At 48.0% G+C, this 18,131-nt stretch carries 17 protein-coding genes; 11 read left to right on the top strand and 6 right to left on the bottom strand.

Going from position 1 to position 18,131, the window contains the following annotated elements; translation table 11 throughout:
• Positions 1-190 precede the first annotated feature (190 nt).
• The 3 genes from AC6ESP_RS06775 (at position 191) to AC6ESP_RS06765 (ending at position 3,162) form a co-directional block, all read left to right on the top strand.
• Positions 191-2,371: a RelA/SpoT family protein gene (locus AC6ESP_RS06775; protein WP_497095939.1), complete on the top strand. Its 2,181-nt coding sequence runs from the start codon at positions 191-193 to the stop codon at positions 2,369-2,371.
• A 15-nt stretch (positions 2,372-2,386) separates the two neighbouring features.
• Positions 2,387-2,830, top strand: a complete 444-nt coding sequence (gene dtd / locus AC6ESP_RS06770; RefSeq protein WP_497095938.1) for a D-aminoacyl-tRNA deacylase — start codon at positions 2,387-2,389, stop codon at positions 2,828-2,830.
• Positions 2,831-2,991: 161 nt separating this feature from the next.
• The gene (locus tag AC6ESP_RS06765) at positions 2,992-3,162 is read left to right on the top strand and encodes a hypothetical protein (protein ID WP_497095937.1); all 171 of its coding nucleotides are present in this window, start codon (positions 2,992-2,994) and stop codon (positions 3,160-3,162) included.
• A 260-nt stretch (positions 3,163-3,422) separates the two neighbouring features.
• On the opposite strand, the gene AC6ESP_RS06760 is transcribed toward AC6ESP_RS06765, so the two are convergent.
• Positions 3,423-3,737, bottom strand: coding sequence for an LrgB family protein (locus AC6ESP_RS06760; RefSeq protein WP_497095936.1), 315 nt, complete (start codon positions 3,735-3,737; stop codon positions 3,423-3,425).
• Between AC6ESP_RS06760 and AC6ESP_RS06755 the strand changes: the two genes are divergently transcribed.
• The 4 genes from AC6ESP_RS06755 to AC6ESP_RS06740 all read left to right on the top strand — a co-directional run bounded on the left by AC6ESP_RS06755 (position 3,679) and on the right by AC6ESP_RS06740 (position 8,141).
• Positions 3,679-3,888 (top strand): hypothetical protein, encoded by a 210-nt coding sequence (locus AC6ESP_RS06755; RefSeq protein ID WP_497096113.1) that lies wholly within the window; start codon positions 3,679-3,681, stop codon positions 3,886-3,888. The genes AC6ESP_RS06760 and AC6ESP_RS06755 overlap by 59 nt on opposite strands.
• Positions 3,889-4,272: 384 nt before the next feature.
• A complete protein-coding gene (gene hisS, locus AC6ESP_RS06750) occupies positions 4,273-5,526 on the top strand; it encodes a histidine--tRNA ligase (RefSeq protein ID WP_497095935.1) in 1,254 nt (417 codons plus the stop codon).
• Between the two features lie 18 nt (positions 5,527-5,544).
• Positions 5,545-7,356, top strand: a complete 1,812-nt coding sequence (aspS, locus tag AC6ESP_RS06745; protein ID WP_497095934.1) for an aspartate--tRNA ligase — start codon at positions 5,545-5,547, stop codon at positions 7,354-7,356.
• A 29-nt stretch (positions 7,357-7,385) separates the two neighbouring features.
• On the top strand, positions 7,386-8,141 hold the full coding sequence (locus AC6ESP_RS06740) for a tRNA threonylcarbamoyladenosine dehydratase (RefSeq protein ID WP_497095933.1): 756 nt from the start codon (positions 7,386-7,388) through the stop codon (positions 8,139-8,141).
• A gap of 83 nt (positions 8,142-8,224) precedes the next feature.
• On the opposite strand, the gene AC6ESP_RS06735 is transcribed toward AC6ESP_RS06740, so the two are convergent.
• Both AC6ESP_RS06735 and AC6ESP_RS06730 read right to left on the bottom strand, forming a co-directional pair.
• On the bottom strand, positions 8,225-9,724 hold the full coding sequence (locus AC6ESP_RS06735) for a methyl-accepting chemotaxis protein (RefSeq protein ID WP_497095932.1): 1,500 nt from the start codon (positions 9,722-9,724) through the stop codon (positions 8,225-8,227).
• 35 nt (positions 9,725-9,759) lie between these two features.
• On the bottom strand, positions 9,760-10,344 hold the full coding sequence (locus tag AC6ESP_RS06730; RefSeq protein WP_497095931.1) for a GNAT family N-acetyltransferase: 585 nt from the start codon (positions 10,342-10,344) through the stop codon (positions 9,760-9,762).
• 271 nt (positions 10,345-10,615) lie between these two features.
• Here AC6ESP_RS06730 and AC6ESP_RS06725 point away from each other — a divergent pair, with 271 nt between their 5' ends.
• Complete coding sequence (locus tag AC6ESP_RS06725; RefSeq protein WP_497095930.1) at positions 10,616-11,926, top strand: replication-associated recombination protein A; 1,311 nt, start codon at positions 10,616-10,618, stop codon at positions 11,924-11,926.
• A gap of 192 nt (positions 11,927-12,118) precedes the next feature.
• On the top strand, positions 12,119-12,361 hold the full coding sequence (locus AC6ESP_RS06720) for a hypothetical protein (RefSeq protein ID WP_497095929.1): 243 nt from the start codon (positions 12,119-12,121) through the stop codon (positions 12,359-12,361).
• A 246-nt stretch (positions 12,362-12,607) separates the two neighbouring features.
• Here AC6ESP_RS06720 and AC6ESP_RS06715 read toward each other — a convergent pair whose 3' ends face one another.
• Together AC6ESP_RS06715 and AC6ESP_RS06710 are read right to left on the bottom strand one after the other, a co-directional pair.
• Positions 12,608-13,693 (bottom strand): CopD family protein, encoded by a 1,086-nt coding sequence (locus tag AC6ESP_RS06715; protein ID WP_497095928.1) that lies wholly within the window; start codon positions 13,691-13,693, stop codon positions 12,608-12,610.
• The gene (locus AC6ESP_RS06710; protein ID WP_497095927.1) at positions 13,690-14,256 is read right to left on the bottom strand and encodes a copper resistance CopC family protein; all 567 of its coding nucleotides are present in this window, start codon (positions 14,254-14,256) and stop codon (positions 13,690-13,692) included. Before AC6ESP_RS06710 ends, AC6ESP_RS06715 begins: the two co-directional genes overlap by 4 nt.
• 352 nt (positions 14,257-14,608) lie before the next feature.
• Here AC6ESP_RS06710 and AC6ESP_RS06705 point away from each other — a divergent pair, with 352 nt between their 5' ends.
• Positions 14,609-15,934 carry a hemolysin family protein gene (locus tag AC6ESP_RS06705; protein WP_497095926.1) on the top strand — a complete coding sequence of 442 codons (1,326 nt, stop codon included), beginning with the start codon at positions 14,609-14,611 and terminating at the stop codon, positions 15,932-15,934.
• 341 nt (positions 15,935-16,275) lie between these two features.
• Here the strand turns inward: AC6ESP_RS06705 and mnmA are convergent, their stop codons facing one another.
• Positions 16,276-17,415, bottom strand: a complete 1,140-nt coding sequence (gene mnmA, locus AC6ESP_RS06700) for a tRNA 2-thiouridine(34) synthase MnmA (RefSeq protein WP_497095925.1) — start codon at positions 17,413-17,415, stop codon at positions 16,276-16,278.
• A gap of 242 nt (positions 17,416-17,657) precedes the next feature.
• Between mnmA and cymR the strand changes: the two genes are divergently transcribed.
• Entirely contained in the window at positions 17,658-18,077 is a 420-nt protein-coding gene (cymR, locus tag AC6ESP_RS06695; RefSeq protein ID WP_497095924.1) for a cysteine metabolism transcriptional regulator CymR, read from the top strand.
• The last annotated feature ends 54 nt before the right edge of the window (positions 18,078-18,131 follow it).

Raw genomic sequence — 18,131 nt, 5'->3', positions numbered from 1 at the left:
ATATATATCGGCGAAACAAACAGGATATTCCAATAAACGAATGAAGTCAATTACGTTATTGTGGAATCGGACAACTGTGAAACAAAGGAGTAGGTTGACGCATTGCTATAGTTACAGCATAATATTAAGAAAACTCGGAAAATAGCGTGAATCGGAGTCGAATGGGGCTCTTTTCGGAAAGGGACGTTTCATGGGCATTGAGCAGTTACTCGAAAAGGCATCGGCCTATATGAAAGAACAGGACTTAATACGCATTAGGGAAGCCTATGAATTTGCGGAACAGGCCCATCATGGACAGGTGCGCAAATCAGGGGAGCCTTACATTCTTCACCCTATTGCGGTTGCAGATATATTAGTGGATATGCAAATGGACGTGCTGTCGATTATTGCAGCATTGCTTCATGATGTCGTCGAAGATACGACTGTAGACCTAGAAACCGTGCGCGCGAAATTCGGCGAAACCTGCGCTATGCTTGTCGATGGACTTACTAAGCTGGAGAAAATTCGGTTCCGTTCCAAAGAGGAGCAGCAGAACGAGAATTATCGCAAAATGTTCGTGGCTATGGCTCAGGATATACGGGTTATATTGATTAAGCTGGCTGACCGGCTGCACAATATGCGTACGCTCAAATTCCAGTCAGAAGAAGCACAGCGGCGTATCGCTTATGAGACGCTCGAAATCTTCTGTCCTATCGCTCACCGCCTCGGTATATCGGCGATCAAGTGGGAGATGGAGGATATTGCGCTTCGCTATTTGAACCCGCAGCAATATTACCGGATTGCCAATCTGATGAAGAAGAAGCGCGCAGAGCGTGAGCTCTTCATCTCCGACGTTATTACACGAATTAAGGAAAAGCTTGATGAAATGGGCATTGATGGAGATATATCTGGACGCCCTAAGCATATATACAGCATTTATAAAAAAATGACAGCTAAGAACAAGCAGTTCAATGAAATTTATGATTTGATGGCTATTCGGATCATCGTCGAGAATATTAAGGACTGTTATGCCACGCTAGGTATTATTCATACGTTATGGAAGCCGATGCCTGGGCGATTCAAGGACTACATCGCTATGCCGAAGGCGAACATGTACCAGTCTCTGCATACGACCGTCATTGGCCCGAACGGCGAGCCAACAGAAGTACAGATTCGTACGTGGGATATGCATCGCACCTCGGAATACGGGATTGCAGCGCACTGGGCGTATAAAGAAGGCTCGCTCGTGCCTAGCAATAACTTCGAGGACAAAATGTCATGGTTCCGCGAAATTCTGGAGCTGCAGAACGAGACGAGTGATGCGGCAGAATTCATGGAATCACTCAAGATGGACTTTTTCTCAGACCTCGTATTCGTGTTTACGCCGAGCGGAGAAGTTATCGAGCTGCCTGCCGGCTCTGTGCCGCTTGATTTTGCATACCGTATTCATACTGAGGTAGGCAACCGGACGATAGGGGCCAAGCTGAACGGTAGAATTGTGCCGCTTGACTATAAGCTCAAGACAGGTGACATCGTAGAGATTCTGACATCGAAGCATTCTTATGGCCCAAGTCAGGACTGGGTTAAGATCGCACAGTCCTCCCATGCCAGAAGCAAGATCAGACAGTGGTTCAAGAAAGAGAAGCGTGAAGAGAATGTTGCCAAAGGGCGCGAGCTGTGCGAGCGCGAGCTGAAGCGTCTTGGACTTGAGCCTTCGGCTTGGCTGTCTGAGGATAAGCTTATGGAGGTAGCGACGAAATTCTCGTTCAACGATACTGAGGATATGATGTCCGCGGTTGGCTTCGGAGGAATTACGGCTGCTCAGATCTGTACCCGCTTGACCGAGAAGCTGCGCAAGGAAGCTGAGAAGAGCAATATTATTGACATGAGCAACGAGAAGGATGCCAAGTCGCCGGGCTATCGCAAAACCCGTCCGACACATGGTGTCACGGTCAAAGGGATCGATAATCTGCTCGTGCGGTTCGCCCGCTGCTGCAACCCGGTGCCTGGCGATGCCATTATAGGCTATATTACGAGAGGACGGGGCGTATCCGTCCACCGTATGGATTGCCAGAACATACCGCTGGGTGTAGAGGGCGAGGAAGCCGAACGCGTTATCGAGGTCGAGTGGGAGGATTCGATTGAATCCAACTACAGCGTCGATATTGAGATCGCGGGTCATGATCGTAACGGCTTGTTGAATGAGGTTCTTCAGGCGGTATCCGAGAGCAAGACGAATATATCCGCAGTGGCTGGCCGCTCGGTTAAGAATAAAATGGTTATGATTAATATGACTGTATTGATTCGCAATATTGATCATTTGTCTTCCGTTGTTGAGAAAATCAAACGCATTCAAGATATTTATTCCGTTCAACGTGTAATGAATAGCTAACGGAGGTTTGCAGCTGTGAAAGTAGTCGTACAACGGAGCAGGCAGGCAGCGGTTACGGTTGATGGGGAAGTGACCGGCTCGATTGAATTCGGACTTGTGCTGCTTGTCGGAATTACCCATGAGGATTCGGAAGAGGATGTCCGCTGGATGGCGGACAAGATTGCCGGACTCCGTATTTTTGAAGATGAAGCTGGTAAAATGAACTTTTCTGTCCAGGAAATCGGAGGACAGATTCTCTCCATATCGCAGTTCACGCTGTATGGCGACACCCGTAAGGGCAGACGTCCAAACTTTATGGCTGCCGCCCGCCCGGAGCAAGCGGAGCCGCTGTATCAGCGATTCAACGAAACGCTTCAAGGAGCAGGCTTGACCGTTGCGACGGGTCGATTCGGTGCGATGATGGATGTATCACTTGTGAACTGGGGTCCAGTGACCCTCATTATGGATAGTAAGGCATAGATAGGCTGCTGGTTAGAGGGCTGCGATTAGAATATGGCAAGCGGGTTACAATAGGGATTAGCGAGGTGCAATTGCAGCTGCCATCTCAGGCAATGGCCTAAGTGGAATGCTGAATGTGCTACAAGCGTATACTTCTGCTATAGAAGGAGCCCGATTACGTTATGCATCAATCCCGCAAGGAGCAAGGAATGGAACGGACAGCACGGAGACTGCTTCATTCCGACCGCCGGGAATCGCTGATATGGTCTGAGCTTGAGGAAGATATCGAAGCCGCTGAGGAATGGGCTGGCTTTCCAAGTGCAATCAAGCGAGATCATCCCGGCCACCCCTAAGACAATGAACACAGACACCGTCCTGGCAGCCTGCCTTGGACGGTGTCTGTATGATTAGCTCATGTGAGAGCCTATAGCTAAGGGAGAGCGTAAATTAAACGCTTTCTAAATTGTAATATTGCTGTAATCAATTTATAACGGTTTTTTAACATCGTTAACCTATAATAGACCTCGACCCCCTTTTTTTAAATATATATTACTTTTGGACCTGCAACGACGTGTTGCAGGTTTTTTTCTGTGCCTTAGAACAAAGACATCACCTAAGGAGCTGCGCATAAGGTGACGAAGACTGTGATGAGCATGGCAATGCCGGCGATGGAGCCTGTGACAGGGCTATAATCGAATGCTCTGCTGATGCCAGCGGAGCGGGCGCTAGTGCCCAGCAGTACACCCCGGGCAATCGGGCTTGTGATCCGGAACCATTTGACGATAAGAGGGCCCATAATCATCCCTAGAACGCCTGTAATAGGCGTAGCAACACCTGTTATCGTGGGCAGTCCACCAATTATGGAGGAGATGGACAGAGCATTGCTGGAGATGGTTGAGCATGGGGCTAAAAAAATCGAGAAGACCATTGAGGATCCAGTTATTCTATGGCATCTGGAGCTGGTGTGGCGCAGGGAGGGGTATCAGTCACTCGCTGCAAAAGCATGGATTGCTTTTGTGAAGGAATCGTTCAGCGTGTCGGATTCCAAGGGGCAGGGGCGGAGAGTGACTCCCTATTGACTTTCTCTTAAGTGGAGGTTAGAATTAATTTTCAGTATACAAAATGATTTGATGATGGAACACAGTAATCCCGTGCACGTATCCAGAGAGGGACGCCTAGGCTGCAAGCGTTCTTATAGTGACAGGATGAATAGACCTTCCGGAGAACAGTCGGCGAACGAATGCCAGGCCACGATTAGTCAGTCGTACCTGAGCAGGTTAGTAGCCGGATTGCGTATGACGGGCGTTAACCGTTATGAGCGGGCTAGCTTAAGCATAAGCAGTCCGGAATTTGGGTGGCACCACGGGAGATATACTCTCGTCCCTGACGACGAAGCATTGTCGTTAGAGACGGGAGTTTTTTGCATGTTGACAAGTGGAAACAGGGGTCGGGAGGGAAACGCAATGGCATTTCAGAAATTGCCAGGGACACAGGATATTTTGCCTGGAGCGGTCGAGCGCTGGCAGTACGTTGAGCAGAAGGCAAGGGATATTTGCAGACGTTTCAATTTCCGTGAGATCAGAACGCCGATCTTTGAGTCGACGGAGCTGTATCAGCGGGGTGTGGGTGAGACGACGGATATCGTAGAGAAGGAAATGTACACGTTCACCGATCGCGGGAATCGCAGTGTTACGCTGCGTCCTGAAGGTACGGCGGGCGTTGTCAGATCCTATGTTGAGAACAAGCTCTACGGTGAGCCGGATGTATCGAAGCTGTATTATATCGGTCCGATGTTCCGTTATGAGCGGCAGCAGGCTGGCCGGTACAGACAGTTTCACCAATTCGGCATAGAAGCTCTAGGAGCGGTAGATCCGGCACTTGATGCTGAAGTGATCGCCCTGGGATATACCTTCTACTCCGAGGTAGGTCTGAAGAATGTGCAAGTAGAGATCAACTCGGTTGGAACACCTGCAGTACGCGCAGCATTCCGCGAGAAGCTGCTTGCTTTTCTAGAGCCGAAGCGTGATCAGCTGTGCAAGGATTGCCAGTCTCGTATGGATCGCAATCCACTGCGGGTGCTCGATTGCAAGGTCGACCAGCATCATTTTGCAGGGGCTCCTTCCTTGCTGGACAGTCTTGATGAGGAATGCGCCAATCACTTCGATAAGGTAAAAACTTATCTGTCAGATATGGATATTCCTTACGAGATCAATCCAAGGCTCGTACGTGGACTTGATTATTACACGCATACCGCGTTCGAGTACAAAGCTGAAGGTATCGGAGCTATCGATACCATTGGTGGGGGCGGACGCTATAACGGGCTTGTAGCGGAGGTAGGTGGACCGGATCAGCCTGGCGTCGGCCTTGGCCTTGGTCTGGAGCGCACAATCATGCTGCTGGAGCATCAGGAAGCACAGCTTCCGAACTTGCATGAGGTTGATGTGTACGTAATTAGTCTTGGTGAAGCGGCAGAACGCGAGACGACAAGGCTTGTCTATGAGCTTCGCAGAGCCGGCTTGCGCGCTGAGCGCGATTATACAGGCCGGAAGATGAAGGCGCAGATGAAGTCTGCAGACCGGCTTCAAGCACGCTATACAGCAATTCTTGGCGATGACGAGCTCGCGCGCGGGGAAATTGCTCTGAAGGATATGACCAAAGGCGAGCAGCGCTTCGTCGCTCTTAAACAGCTTGCTGATGAAATCAAACAATCTAACTAAACGAGGAGTATGATCAACATGATGTTAAAAACTCATCAATGTGGAACTTTAACCAAGTCTGATATTGGCCAGACTGTTGTACTGAACGGCTGGGTACAACGCAGACGTGACCTTGGCGGCGTATTGTTTATCGATTTGCGTGACCGTACAGGTATCGTTCAGACGGTATTCAACCCTGATTTCTCAGGTGACGCTCTTGCGATTGCTGACCGTGCACGTAACGAGTACGTACTGGCTATTACAGGCACAGTTGTAGAGCGTGATGCAGAGACAGTCAATGCTAACCTTGCTACTGGTGAAATCGAAGTTCGTGTAACAGCAATCGAAGTGATGAACGCTGCGAAGACGCCTCCGTTCCCGATCGAGGATGGAGTAGAAGTAGACGAGTCCATTCGTCTGAAGTATCGTTACCTTGACCTGCGTCGTCCAGAGATGCAGAAGACTCTGCTTCTTCGTTCGAAAGCAGCGAAGATTTTCCGCGATTACCTCGATGGCGAAGGCTTCATTGATGTAGAAACGCCAATTCTGACGAAAAGCACACCGGAAGGCGCACGTGATTATCTCGTGCCAAGCCGTGTTCATGAAGGTGAGTTCTTCGCATTGCCGCAATCCCCACAAATTTTCAAACAGCTGTTGATGGTAGGCGGTATTGAACGCTATTATCAAATCGCACGCTGCTTCCGTGATGAGGATCTTCGTGCTGACCGTCAACCGGAATTCACACAAGTCGACATCGAGACTTCCTTCTTGACGCAGGATCAGCTGCTTCCGATGATGGAGAAGCTTCTTGCTCGCTTGTTCAATGAGACGATTGGCGCTCAGCTCACAACACCGTTCCAACGCATTACTTATGAAGATGCAATTAACAAATACGGCTCCGATAAGCCGGATCTTCGTTTCGATATGGAAATTCAAGATATTACAGATATCGTATCAGCAAGCGACGTGAAAGTGTTCGCAAGCGTTGCAGCAAGCGGCGGCGTTGTGAAGGCATTCAATGCGAAGGGCTGTGGACATTGGAGCCGCAAAGAGCTTGATGATCTTCAACCGTTCGCAGCACGTTACGGCGGCAAAGGCTTGGCATGGATTACAGTGAAGGAAGGCGAATGGAAGGGGCCGATCGTGAAGTTCCTGAAGCCTGAAGAAATCGCTGCACTAACTGAGCGTCTTCAAGTAGAAGATGGAGATTTGCTGACATTCTCTGCTGACAAGAAGAAGGTTGTTGCAGATGTGCTTGGTAACCTTCGTCTGAAGGTTGGACGCGAGCTGGGTCTGATCGACGAGTCGAAATTCAAATTCGTATGGGTTGTAGACTTCCCGCTGCTCGGCTGGGATGAAGATGCGAAGCGTTATGTAGCTGAGCATCATCCGTTCACTCGTCCGAAGGATGAGGATCTACACCTGTTCGACACTGATCCAGGTCAAATCCGTGCGCAGGCTTACGATATCGTATTGAACGGCTACGAAGTAGGCGGCGGCTCCATGCGGATCTACCAACGTGATGTTCAAGAAAAAATGTTCAAGGCTCTTGGCTTCTCGATGGAAGAAGCGCATGAGAAATTCGGCTTCCTGCTGGATGCATTCGACTATGGTACACCTCCGCATGGTGGTATCGCCTTCGGCTTCGACCGTCTGGTTATGCTGCTGACAGGCCGTACGAACCTGCGTGAGACGATTGCCTTCCCGAAAACCGCGAGCGCAACCGACCTGCTAAGCGATGCTCCGTCTCCAGTAGAGCCATCGCAGCTTGAGCAGCTTCATATCCGTACGGTTCTGAAGCCGAAGCCAGAGGCTCCTGCAGCTGCAGCTGCATCAACGGACGGCAAGTAAGCTTATTATAAAAGGAGGCGGCTAACTCGATGCTGCACCAATTCTCACGTACAGAGCTCGCTATCGGACCGGAAGGGCTGGAACTGATGAAGGGGAGCACGATTGCTGTGCTCGGCATCGGCGGTGTAGGCTCAATTGCGGCCGAGGCACTTGCCCGTACCGGCGTCGGACGCATCATCCTGATCGATAAGGATGTTGTCGATATAACGAATGTGAACCGCCAGATTCATGCGCTGACGACGACAGTCGGGCAGCCCAAGGCAGATTTGATGCGTGACCGGATTAAGCTGATTAATCCGGAATGCGACGCGATCTCCTTGCGGATGTTCTACACGGAAGAGACGTATGAGCAGCTGTTCGCTTATCCACTAGACTATGTAGTGGATGCATCGGATACGATTTCTTACAAGATTCATTTGATTAAACAATGCCTGGAGCGTCAAATACCGATTATTTCGAGTATGGGCGCTGCGAACAAGATGGACCCTACGAAGTTCTCCGTCGTAGACATCTCCAAGACGCATACCGATCCGATCGCTCGTGTCGTAAGACAGAAGCTGCGCAAGGATGGGATTAAGAAGGGTGTCAAGGTCGTCTTCTCGTCTGAGCTTCCTAAGAAGCCGCGCCAGGATGTAACGCAGCGCATCGTACCGGAGAACGCGCCTGAGATACGCAAAGCGCAGCAGCCTCCGGCCAGCAATGCATTCGTGCCTCCTGTCGCTGGACTTATTATGGTGAGTGAAGTTGTCAAGGATCTGCTTGCTGCCGGCGGTATTGAGATTTAATCAGGACTGAGAAAAGCCCGGATTCGACATGGTGTCGGATCCGGGCTTTTTGCTGTGCTTATGTTACAAGTTACTAAATTGAGCTATTTTTTGCTGTTCGTCTGCTGTTTCTCTACTAGCAGCTTGAGCTCAGAGATGAGTGAATCCAGCTGTGCATAGCCTTTGACGAGATGACTCATTTTGCCGTCTTGCGTCTCCATGCTGGCGAATACCTCTTCGACTGAAGCCATATTCTGCTCGGTTGTAGCTGCCATATTGTTCATTTCATCTGCTATTGAAGCATATCGGTCATGCAATTGACGGGAGGAATCACCCACTGTATCGGATTGCTGCTTGACGAGCTCGGCATTGCCGTTAATGCTGGTAATGATCTGCTCCACTTGGCGTGATGCATTATAGCTTGTAATAACGGCCTGTTGGCCGAGATTTACCTGTTCGCTAACCGCGTTGATCTGAGTATGAATCGAGCTTAGAATAGATGATATCTCACTTGCCGCTAAGCGGGAATTGTCAGCCAGCTTACGAACCTCGCCTGCAACGACTGCGAAGCCCTTGCCTTGCTCGCCGGCTCTGGCTGCCTCAATAGCAGCATTCAATGAGAGGAGATTCGTCTGCTCGGAGATCTCACTAATGGAGCCTACAATAGAGCTTACGCGTTCATTCTGTTCGATTAGCTGCTGCATCAATGCGACTGTTTCTGTAATGATCGTCCGGACGCTGTCTACATCAGCCGTCAATGTCTGAATGAGCTTATTGCCATTATCGGTAAGAGTGGATGTATCCGTTGAATATTGCTGTAATAATGTTGCTCCTTCGAGCAGATGTGACACAGCCGTCTCAATCGTTTGAGCGGAATCACTCACATTCAGAACCATGCTGGTCTGCTTCTCGATGGAGGAGGACATCTCGGCGAAGGTAGCCGTTACTTCACGTGAAATATGTCCTGTAGACTGAACGGTATTCTTCTGCTCACTGCTGAAATCGCTAAGCAATAAAATGGATGACTTCAGCTTGTCGACGAGCTGCTCTGCCAGTTCCTTAGATTCCAGCGCATCCTTGCGCTCTTGCGTGACCTCTGTTTGAAGCTTCTGACTGAATTTGGCAGAGAAAGCGAGCGCCGTAGTTAAGAAGATAAGATACAGATACAAGTACAGCAATGATTCATTCGGGAATAGAATGGATTGCAGTCTTGCATCTAGGAATATATAAGTGCTTACTCCCATGCTTAGCAGACCCGTGAATATAATCGGTCTATAATCCGCGTACAGCGTCATTAACGCGATATTGACATACAGAAGAAAATAAGTGCTGATGATAGGATTTGGGTCCGATACAATAAGAAGCAAAGTCAACGTTGTTAGAATAATTGGAACTACATACATGATGGATTTGACTAGAATTTTCTTGTAGGTCATCAAGGTAGCGACACCGCAACCGATTGTACCGACAACAGCCAGTGTGATAATCAGGTCCGCCCCCAGTCCCGCCCCAAGATCTGCGACAATACCGAGCGCGAGCATTCCCCATAATATTTTGACAAATAATCTGTTCCGTTTGTTCAGTACAATCTGTTCATTGTCCAATGTGATCGCTACCTCTCAATGTGTTCGATTAATAGTTATTTGGAATAGGCATGCTTCGTTTCTGAACCGGACAGTTGCCTGTATTCCTCAGGATAGTCCAGCCAATCATACTTCTCTTTGTTCGTGTAAATGTACGCCATATCAAATATAACGGGTATGACATAATCGCCTTTGTAAAAGGTCTTCTGTCCGACTCTTTCCATCGGAACATGATACGAAATTCGAAGAGCTCGGAACAATACCGGCTCCAAGAGTGAGACAAAATAATGAAAGCGATGCTTTTCAGCACAATAAACGGCCGATGACAACAAATCCGATAACGGTTTGCCGCCGCGGTAATTTTTCATTACTGCTATTTTATCAATCTCTGCTGCTCTGGAAGGATCTTGTACAATAGACGGATGGGATTGAAAGGGGGCTACGGCTTCTATGCTGCTGGTTCCTAATATGTAGGGTTTTATCTCTGATGTACCTATGTAGCTTCCATCCGGGGATATTGCAACGAATCGCTCTATGACTTCCTCAGTGAACTCCAATTCGTATCCTTTTTCAGCCCATGTTGTGGTCCAAATACGGTTAAACATCGCTAATTCCCAATCATTCTCGACTTGCTTAAACAACTAGAACCTCTCCTCTTATCCCTCTCTCTGTTTAGTTTAGTTTTTTGTCTATTAAATGTTCCCTCTCAACCGGTGGCAATTCGATCATACCATATGACTATAGGAAATATATTCCTAGAATTATATCGGCAGATGATTGGGGAAAAATTATAGTAATTCCTATGAAAGAACTAGGTCTTTTGATCTATCCAGCTATCTGGATCGGCTGGCGAACATTTGTACGAGTATGATATGATCGTAATAACGTGTTGAAAAAGGTTGTGAATGATAAATGGACTTATTCTCCTATCAGGAAGCGGAATCCCCGCGGGCTCGCCTGCTTGCAGATCGTATGCGGCCGGAGACGCTGAATGAATATATTGGGCAAGAGCATATCATAGGAGCGGACAAGCTGCTTCGCAGAGCGATTGAAGGTGATCAGGTGTCATCGATTCTGCTGTATGGGCCTCCAGGCTGCGGGAAGACGACGCTAGCTCATATTATATCTAAGCGCACCGCTGGGGATTTCGTGAAGCTGAATGCGGTAGATGCATCCGTTAAGGACGTAAGAGAAGTAATCGACAAAGCACGAACGAATAAAGCGATGTATGGCAAAAAAACGATTTTATTCCTCGATGAGGTCCATCGCTTCAATACATCAAGACAGGATGCCCTTCTACCTGCAGTGGAGCAGGGCATCATTATCTTTATAGGAGCTACGACTGAGAATCCGTTCCATCATGTGAATGGGGCTTTATTGTCCCGCTCGACGCTGTTCCAGCTGCAGCCGCTCGACGAGGGCCATGCTCTAGAAGCGATGAAGCGTGCTCTAGCTAACCGGGATCGAGGACTCGGCTTTATGAATCTGCAAGTCGATGTAGATGCGCTGGCGCATATTGCATCGCTTGCAGGGGGCGACATTCGACGTGCCTTGAATGCATTAGAGATGGCGGCAGTGACAACTCCTTCAGAGCAGGACGGCTCGGTGCATATCACGCTTGAAGTCGCACAGGAGTCCATTCGGAACAAGGCGATTCGTGCCGATCAATCGACGCAATATGATGTACTGTCGGCGTTCCATAAGAGCGTTAGGGGCTCAAGTGACGCTGCGCTATTCTGGTTCCTATTCGCAGTAGAGAAGCTTGGGATGGATCCGATGACCTTCCTGCGCCGCTTGATTGTTGCTTGCAGCGAAGATATCGGGCTTGCGAACCCGCAAGCGATGATACAGGCGGTCACCGCGATGGATGCGTATCATAAGATTGGATGGCCGGAGGCGAAGTACAATATCTCACAAGCGATATTGTTCGCAGTAGAGAGTCCGAAGTCGAATGCTACAGCACTAGCTATTGCCAAAGCGACAGCAGCAATTGAAGGGGCAGGGCATGGGGAGGTGCCGCTTCATTTGCGGGATACCCATTACAAGGGGGCTCAGCAGCTGGGGCATGAAGGCTATCAATACCCACATGATTATCCAGGTCATTACGTGAAGCAGCAATATTTGCCGGACTCACTCCATGGCATGAGCTTCTACAAAGCGACTGAGCAGGGGATGGAGAACAAAATTCGTCAGAATCAGGAGCTTCGGAAGAAAACAAAGTAGTGCTGAAAAAAGTGACTGCCTAATCCTGAAACACAGGTGAACAGACGATGATGCTCCTACAGAATCATTCGTTCTTCTCCGGTTATGTGTAACTAACTGTTTTTGAGAAAATGAAAGCAACACCTTAATAGTAAAATAGCTGCGTAACTTACCCAAATGAGTATTTCGTTAAGGCTAGGGAGCAATAGCGCAATGAGGTTCACGAATAGCGAAAGGGATTTCGCTATTGGTGGCGGGAAGGCGTGGATGAGCGAGGCTAGCGCAAGCAGTTACCTTATTAGCGAAACTGATTGCGCGAATAAAGTAAATGGTTACTGTAAATTGTTGAGCGGCAAGCGAATGGGGAGCAATAGCGCAACGAGATTCACGAATAGCGAAAGGGATTTCGCTATTGGTGGCGGGAAGGCGTGGATGAGCGAGGCTAGCGCGTCCTAACTCGCATTGTATTGAGAACTTTAGTATAGCTTGGACAAATGGAGAAAGTGGATGGATTCTGGAGAAGTGATAGCGTTCGCCTTTGCCCACGGGTTTCTACCTTTTCTAATTCAGACAGAAGAAATCTGTGGGCAACAGCGATCGGAAGAACCATCCACTTTCGCAGTGCATCCAGTAATAATTCAAAAAGCCTCCAATCCCACTAGAAAAGTAAGTGGAGTTGGAGGCTTTTTAAGCTCCTTCGACTCAAGCGACTCCGAACATAAGAGCGAAATAGCCGAATATGGAGATCAACAGACCCATTATGAACGCGGGGATAATCCGATTGCTCCGATACATAACGATTAAGCCTGCGGCCATCACTGCAGCAGCAGCGATCATCAGAATGCTCTCCAGATTCGGGGAGTAGGCTAATGTGATGTCCGGACTGAAGCTCCCTTTAAAGATGGATGTGAATAAAGATGAGGGAGATACAGTCTGCAGCGTGTCCCTCACATCATGAGGCGGCGTTTGCTGCCCTAGCACTCCTGTTATCGCGAATACGACAATAGCTATCAAGCCCTCTGCTTTCAGCCAAGGTCTTGGATTAAATCCACTGTTCATGGCGATTGTCCGTTTGTAGCCGAAGCCATTGGTGTAGGCGAACAGCAGCAGAGGCAGAATGAGCAGATGCTTAATAAGCAGCATTTGTCCGTAAGGCAGCATCCATGAATTTACGTATTCTGGTGTTGTGAAGGTCATAAGCGTGAGTCCTGCTGCTATCGTGATGAACACACAACCGAGCGCTAGCGGTGAGAACCAAGATAAGAATCGATCCCAGTTCGCGCTGTCCTTGGAGAACCAGCCAATGACGAGTAGTACGCCTATCCATGCAGTAGCTGCCATGAAATGGGCGGAATGCACGATTAAGCCTTTGGTGCTGTATAACGACGAAGCATGGCTGGCATAGCCAAGCCAGATAATAAGCAGCAGCGTAATAAATAAGCCAACCTTCGGCATATGCTTGTCTGTACGAAAGGATTTGAGAGCTAACAGGAACGATAGACCAATTGATCCGATCGCAGTCCATATCCATGCTTTGCCTGCGTTGATATCAAGCAGAATGCTCTTGACCATTTGTCCATAAGGAGTGTCGAAGTCTTCTGCGAATAACATTGCTGATTGATGAATCGGCATAAAGGACAGAATGGGAATCGCAATCGCACAGACCAGAAGCAGCCAATCAGGAACCGATACATCAGGACGAAGGCTTACAGGTACGACTCTTATAATAAAAGAGCCCATCAATAGGGCGAAGCATACATACAGAAGAGCCTCGCTTACATAGATCATTTTTGGCGCCTCCGCAGGATGAAGACTACTGCTGCAATAAGGACAACGAATATAATAATGAACCCAGTTGTACTCAGACCTCTGCTTTGCTCACTGTCCGTGTCATTAGGAGCTGTGGCAGCCTCTGGCTGAGTGGAAGCTGCCGGCTCTGGAGTTTCAGTGGTTGCCGGCTCAGTAGATGGCTCAGTCGATGCAGCAGGAGTCTCCGCAGCAGCAGCCTCTACCTTGAACGAATATTGACCCTCTACCGAATGACCGTCTGCCCCAATAATAGTCCATTTGACCGTATAGCTTCCGTTAGCAAGGGGTTCAGAGATTGTTCCGCTTAGCGTTGCATCATTCACGACAGCGTCCCCTGTTGGGACCTGCTCGCCAGCTTCATTAAGGAGCTTGAAGTTGCTTAATTTCTCGATTGCCGTATTAAAAATCATTTCGATCTGGGCAGGAGAGACGGTAGCTGTCTCATCTGCGGCAGGAGATGAGCTGTCCATCTTGGAATGGGCCATGGCTACCCCTGGAACAAGCCAAAGCGCAGCGAGTAAAATAAGTAGAATGCGTTTCATGAGTATGTCCTCCTAGATTTTGAAAGTTGATTGCATTATAACAGATTAAGGGCGGTCAGAAGCGGTGAAAATCAGGCAAAAGATAACGTTTTTATGAATATATTCGTTGACAGGAGGGCGTACTTCTTCAAAAACATAAGGATTTGTAAGCAAAGGCCGCATATCTATAGGGTTAAGGCGAATAAACTTAATTAGGCTCCTTACAACAGGGAAATTGACGATTCTACCATTTGACGCCATAGCTTGGAATCGTCTAATGTTAATTTTATATCAAGGTTTGTAAATTATTGTACGTAAGGGAGGTGCGCCTGTCGTTGTACAGAATGTTATTCGTACGGCTGGCAGGGAATCGTTGGGTGATCCTTTACCATTAGCTTTTCAGTTGGCGCTTATTGTGTTTTTGGTGGTGTTAAATGGTTTTTTTGTCGCAGCAGAGTTCGCCATGGTGAAGGTTCGGGGTAATCGGATCGATTCACTTGATTCTGAAGGGCAATCAACGAAAACGATCGATGCGTATTTATCGGTATGTCAGTTCGGCATCACGCTCGTATCTATTGGACTTGGTTTTATCGGCCAGTCTATGATCAGCAGCATGATCAAACCTTGGTTCCAGGAGCTAGGATTGAATAATGGGCTTGTTGCTCATACTATTTCATTCCTCATCGCATTCTCATTATTAGCGATACTGCATATGGTGCTTGGACAATGGGTGCCCAGAACGATTGCCATCCGCAAAGCGGAGACGATTACGCTATTGATTGCTAAGCCGCTTAACTTACTGCACACAATAATGTATCCGTTTATTTGGGTAGTGAATGGTCTGACCAATTGGCTGCTAGGTCGATTCGGCATCGAACCCGTAACTGAGCAAGATTCGGCGCATACGGAGCAGGAAATACGGATTTTCATGCAAGAAAGTCACAAAAGCGGTCTAATCGACAATACGGAGCTCACTCTTGTAGATAATATATTCGATTTCACAGAAACCAACGCACGAGAAATTATGATCCCTCGGACAGAGATGACTTGTCTGTACGTGAATTTGTCACTGGAGGAGAACAAGACCATAGCGCTGGAGCAGATGCTCACTCGTTACCCGGTCTGCGAGAATGATAAGGACAATATTATCGGCTTTATTCATATTAAAGATTTGCTGAAGGATACGACTCATAGTCTTACGGATATTCGTCAGATTACAAGACCGGTCACGACAGTACCTGAATCTATGCAAATCAGCAGCCTCTTGAAGCTTATGCAGAAGAAGAAAACGCAGATCGCCATCTTGATCGATGAATATGGCGGCACCTCAGGTCTAGTGACGCTGGAGGATATTATGGAGGAAATCGTCGGCGAAATTCAGGACGAATTCGACGAAGAACGTGCGACTCTGGAACAAAAGGACGAGCAGACCTATTCCATCAGCGGATTAATGTTGATTGAAGAAGTGAATAGTTATTTCGGTCTTGATATTGATACCGATGATTTCGATACGATTGGCGGCTGGTTCTATTCACGAATTGAAATACCGCCTACCAATAATCATCGCATCGACTATAAGGATGAGATTGCCTTTATCATAGAAGAGACGGATCATCATCGTATTTCGCGTATTACTGTTCGCAAGCTTAGCACGTCTGAAACAATGAGCGTAGATGCAGCTATTGAGGGGTATGGATGACGCAGGGTGTTGAATTACTTTCGGGTTGGGTTACGTACTATTTATAATGTTGTATTCTGTACAGTAGAATCGACGGTTGATCGCATTGAAATAGAGCGGGACTGCATTTTGTACAACGTTTTAGCTGGTTTGCCATCGTTATTTCCCTAAAAAGGGAATTTGATTGTATAGAGTGCAGGGTAAAGGTGGCTTGCAAAGGTATAATCTCATTTGGTTGTATAAAATGCAGGCTGCACAGCAAAGCGGTCAAATAAATGCTCTATCCAGTAAGAAAGGGGAAGCCCATGGTCAACAATGATGACCTCTGGCTTCCCCCTTTCCTGTTCCTAATGTTATAGAGATTAAATCTGCACGCCAGAAAGCTCGAATGCAGCAGGGTCAACCTTGTGAACCGTCTCAATCGTGCCTCCTGCTAGACAAATATCTCCGTCATACAGCACTACGGCTTGACCTGGTGTGATAGCCTTCTGCGGCTTGTCGAAGACGATATTCGCTGTACCATCTGGCCGAAGCGTAACGCTCACGCCTTGATCGGGCTGGCGATAACGGAACTTCGCTGTACAGCGGAAGGTCCCTTCCGGCATGACAGGGGAAATCCAGTTCACACCGCTTGCTGTAAGTCCAGTAGAGTATAGACTCGCATGGTCCTCACCTTGGACAACATATAGAATGTTGCGCTCCAGATCCTTGTCAGCTACGAACCATGGCTGTCCGTTGCCAGATCCGCCTATGCCTAGACCTTGACGTTGGCCGAGGGTATAATACATCAGACCGTCATGGCGTCCTTTCACTTCACCGCTGCGAATATCGATCATATCGCCTTGCTGTGCAGGGAGGTAGCCGCTGAGGAAGGTCTTGAAGTTACGCTCGCCTATGAAGCAGACACCTGTACTGTCTTTCTTCTTGGCGGTATAGAGGCCAGCTTCTTCGGCGATCCGTCTCACCTCAGGCTTAGGCAGATGACCAATCGGGAACATGGCCTTCGCAAGCTGCTTCTGGTTCAGGGCACTAAGGAAATAGGTCTGATCCTTGTTGCCATCAACGCCGCGAAGAAGCTTCGTCTCGCCATCCTCGGTGCGTTCTACCCTTGCATAATGGCCGGTTGCCAAGTAATCGGCGCCGAGCTCATTAGCCTTTTGCAAGAAATCGCCGAACTTGATTTCACGGTTGCACATAACGTCAGGGTTCGGCGTACGACCGCGTTTATATTCATCGAGAAAATAAGTGAACACCTTATCGAAATACTGCTTCTCGAAGTTTACTGTATAGTAGGGAATACCGATCTGATCACATACGCGGCGAACATCCTCAGCATCTTCTTCTGCTGTGCAATGGCCGAATTCATCAGTATCATCCCAGTTCTTCATAAATATGCCGACAACGTCGTAGCCTTCTTGCTTCAGGAGCAGAGCTGTAACGGACGAGTCAACGCCGCCTGACATGCCAACGACAACACGCGTTGATTGCTTTGATTTTTCCATCGTGAACACCACCTTGTTCTACAAACATCTGACTCAATTGCTGTATTCCATATCGAGCTTCGTACTATTGTATCATAGAAGAAAAACTTTTTCATAGGAGATGACAAGCTTTTCTCGCATGTTGACTGCACAATATGTTAACATAGAACTGATATGGGAATACCATGATTTAATACTTATGAACGATAACATAAGAGATTAGGATAACATAGCAATCGACTAAATGAAAAGAGGTGCCTCAATTGAAAATTTCTACGAAAGGCCGTTACGGTCTTACTATTATGATGGAGCTTGCGGCTAAATTCGGAGAAGGTCCAACCTCACTGAAAAGTATTGCGGAGCGCAATCAATTATCGGAGCATTATTTGGAGCAACTGGTGGCGCCGTTACGTAATGCTGGACTTGTAAAAAGTATTCGGGGCGCTTATGGCGGCTATATTTTATCCAAGGAGCCAGAATCCATTACAGCCGGAGACGTGATTCGTATTCTTGAAGGCCCAATATCACCAGTAGATTTCACAGAAGAAGATGATCCAGCCAAGCGTGACCTATGGCTGCGTATTCGCGACAGCATCGCCAGCGTAATGGACTCAACGACCTTATACGATCTCGTTAACTTCCAGGATGCGGGTAAAGCAGACAACTATATGTTCTATATTTAAATAATTTCAATGCGTGCAATGCTTATACGCACGCATCGACTAGAGGGATTTATT

Source organism: Paenibacillus xinjiangensis (genome assembly GCF_059686975.1).
Note: the sequence above shows the minus strand (reverse complement) of the source record. Positions and strands in the feature narration are given on the sequence as shown.

Excerpts from the sequence above, each read along its gene's own strand:
- AC6ESP_RS06775 (WP_497095939.1), top strand. The coding sequence starts at position 191 with ATGGGCATTGAGCAGTTACTCGAAAAGGCATCGGCCTATATGAAAGAA.
- AC6ESP_RS06765 (WP_497095937.1), top strand. The coding sequence starts at position 2,992 with ATGCATCAATCCCGCAAGGAGCAAGGAATGGAACGGACAGCACGGAGA.
- AC6ESP_RS06755 (WP_497096113.1), top strand. The coding sequence starts at position 3,679 with ATGGACAGAGCATTGCTGGAGATGGTTGAGCATGGGGCTAAAAAAATC.
- AC6ESP_RS06760 (WP_497095936.1), bottom strand. The coding sequence starts at position 3,737 with ATGGTCTTCTCGATTTTTTTAGCCCCATGCTCAACCATCTCCAGCAAT.
- hisS (WP_497095935.1), top strand. The coding sequence starts at position 4,273 with ATGGCATTTCAGAAATTGCCAGGGACACAGGATATTTTGCCTGGAGCG.
- aspS (WP_497095934.1), top strand. The coding sequence starts at position 5,545 with ATGATGTTAAAAACTCATCAATGTGGAACTTTAACCAAGTCTGATATT.
- AC6ESP_RS06740 (WP_497095933.1), top strand. The coding sequence starts at position 7,386 with ATGCTGCACCAATTCTCACGTACAGAGCTCGCTATCGGACCGGAAGGG.
- AC6ESP_RS06725 (WP_497095930.1), top strand. The coding sequence starts at position 10,616 with ATGGACTTATTCTCCTATCAGGAAGCGGAATCCCCGCGGGCTCGCCTG.
- AC6ESP_RS06720 (WP_497095929.1), top strand. The coding sequence starts at position 12,119 with ATGAGGTTCACGAATAGCGAAAGGGATTTCGCTATTGGTGGCGGGAAG.
- AC6ESP_RS06715 (WP_497095928.1), bottom strand. The coding sequence starts at position 13,693 with ATGATCTATGTAAGCGAGGCTCTTCTGTATGTATGCTTCGCCCTATTG.
- AC6ESP_RS06710 (WP_497095927.1), bottom strand. The coding sequence starts at position 14,256 with ATGAAACGCATTCTACTTATTTTACTCGCTGCGCTTTGGCTTGTTCCA.
- mnmA (WP_497095925.1), bottom strand. The coding sequence starts at position 17,415 with ATGGAAAAATCAAAGCAATCAACGCGTGTTGTCGTTGGCATGTCAGGC.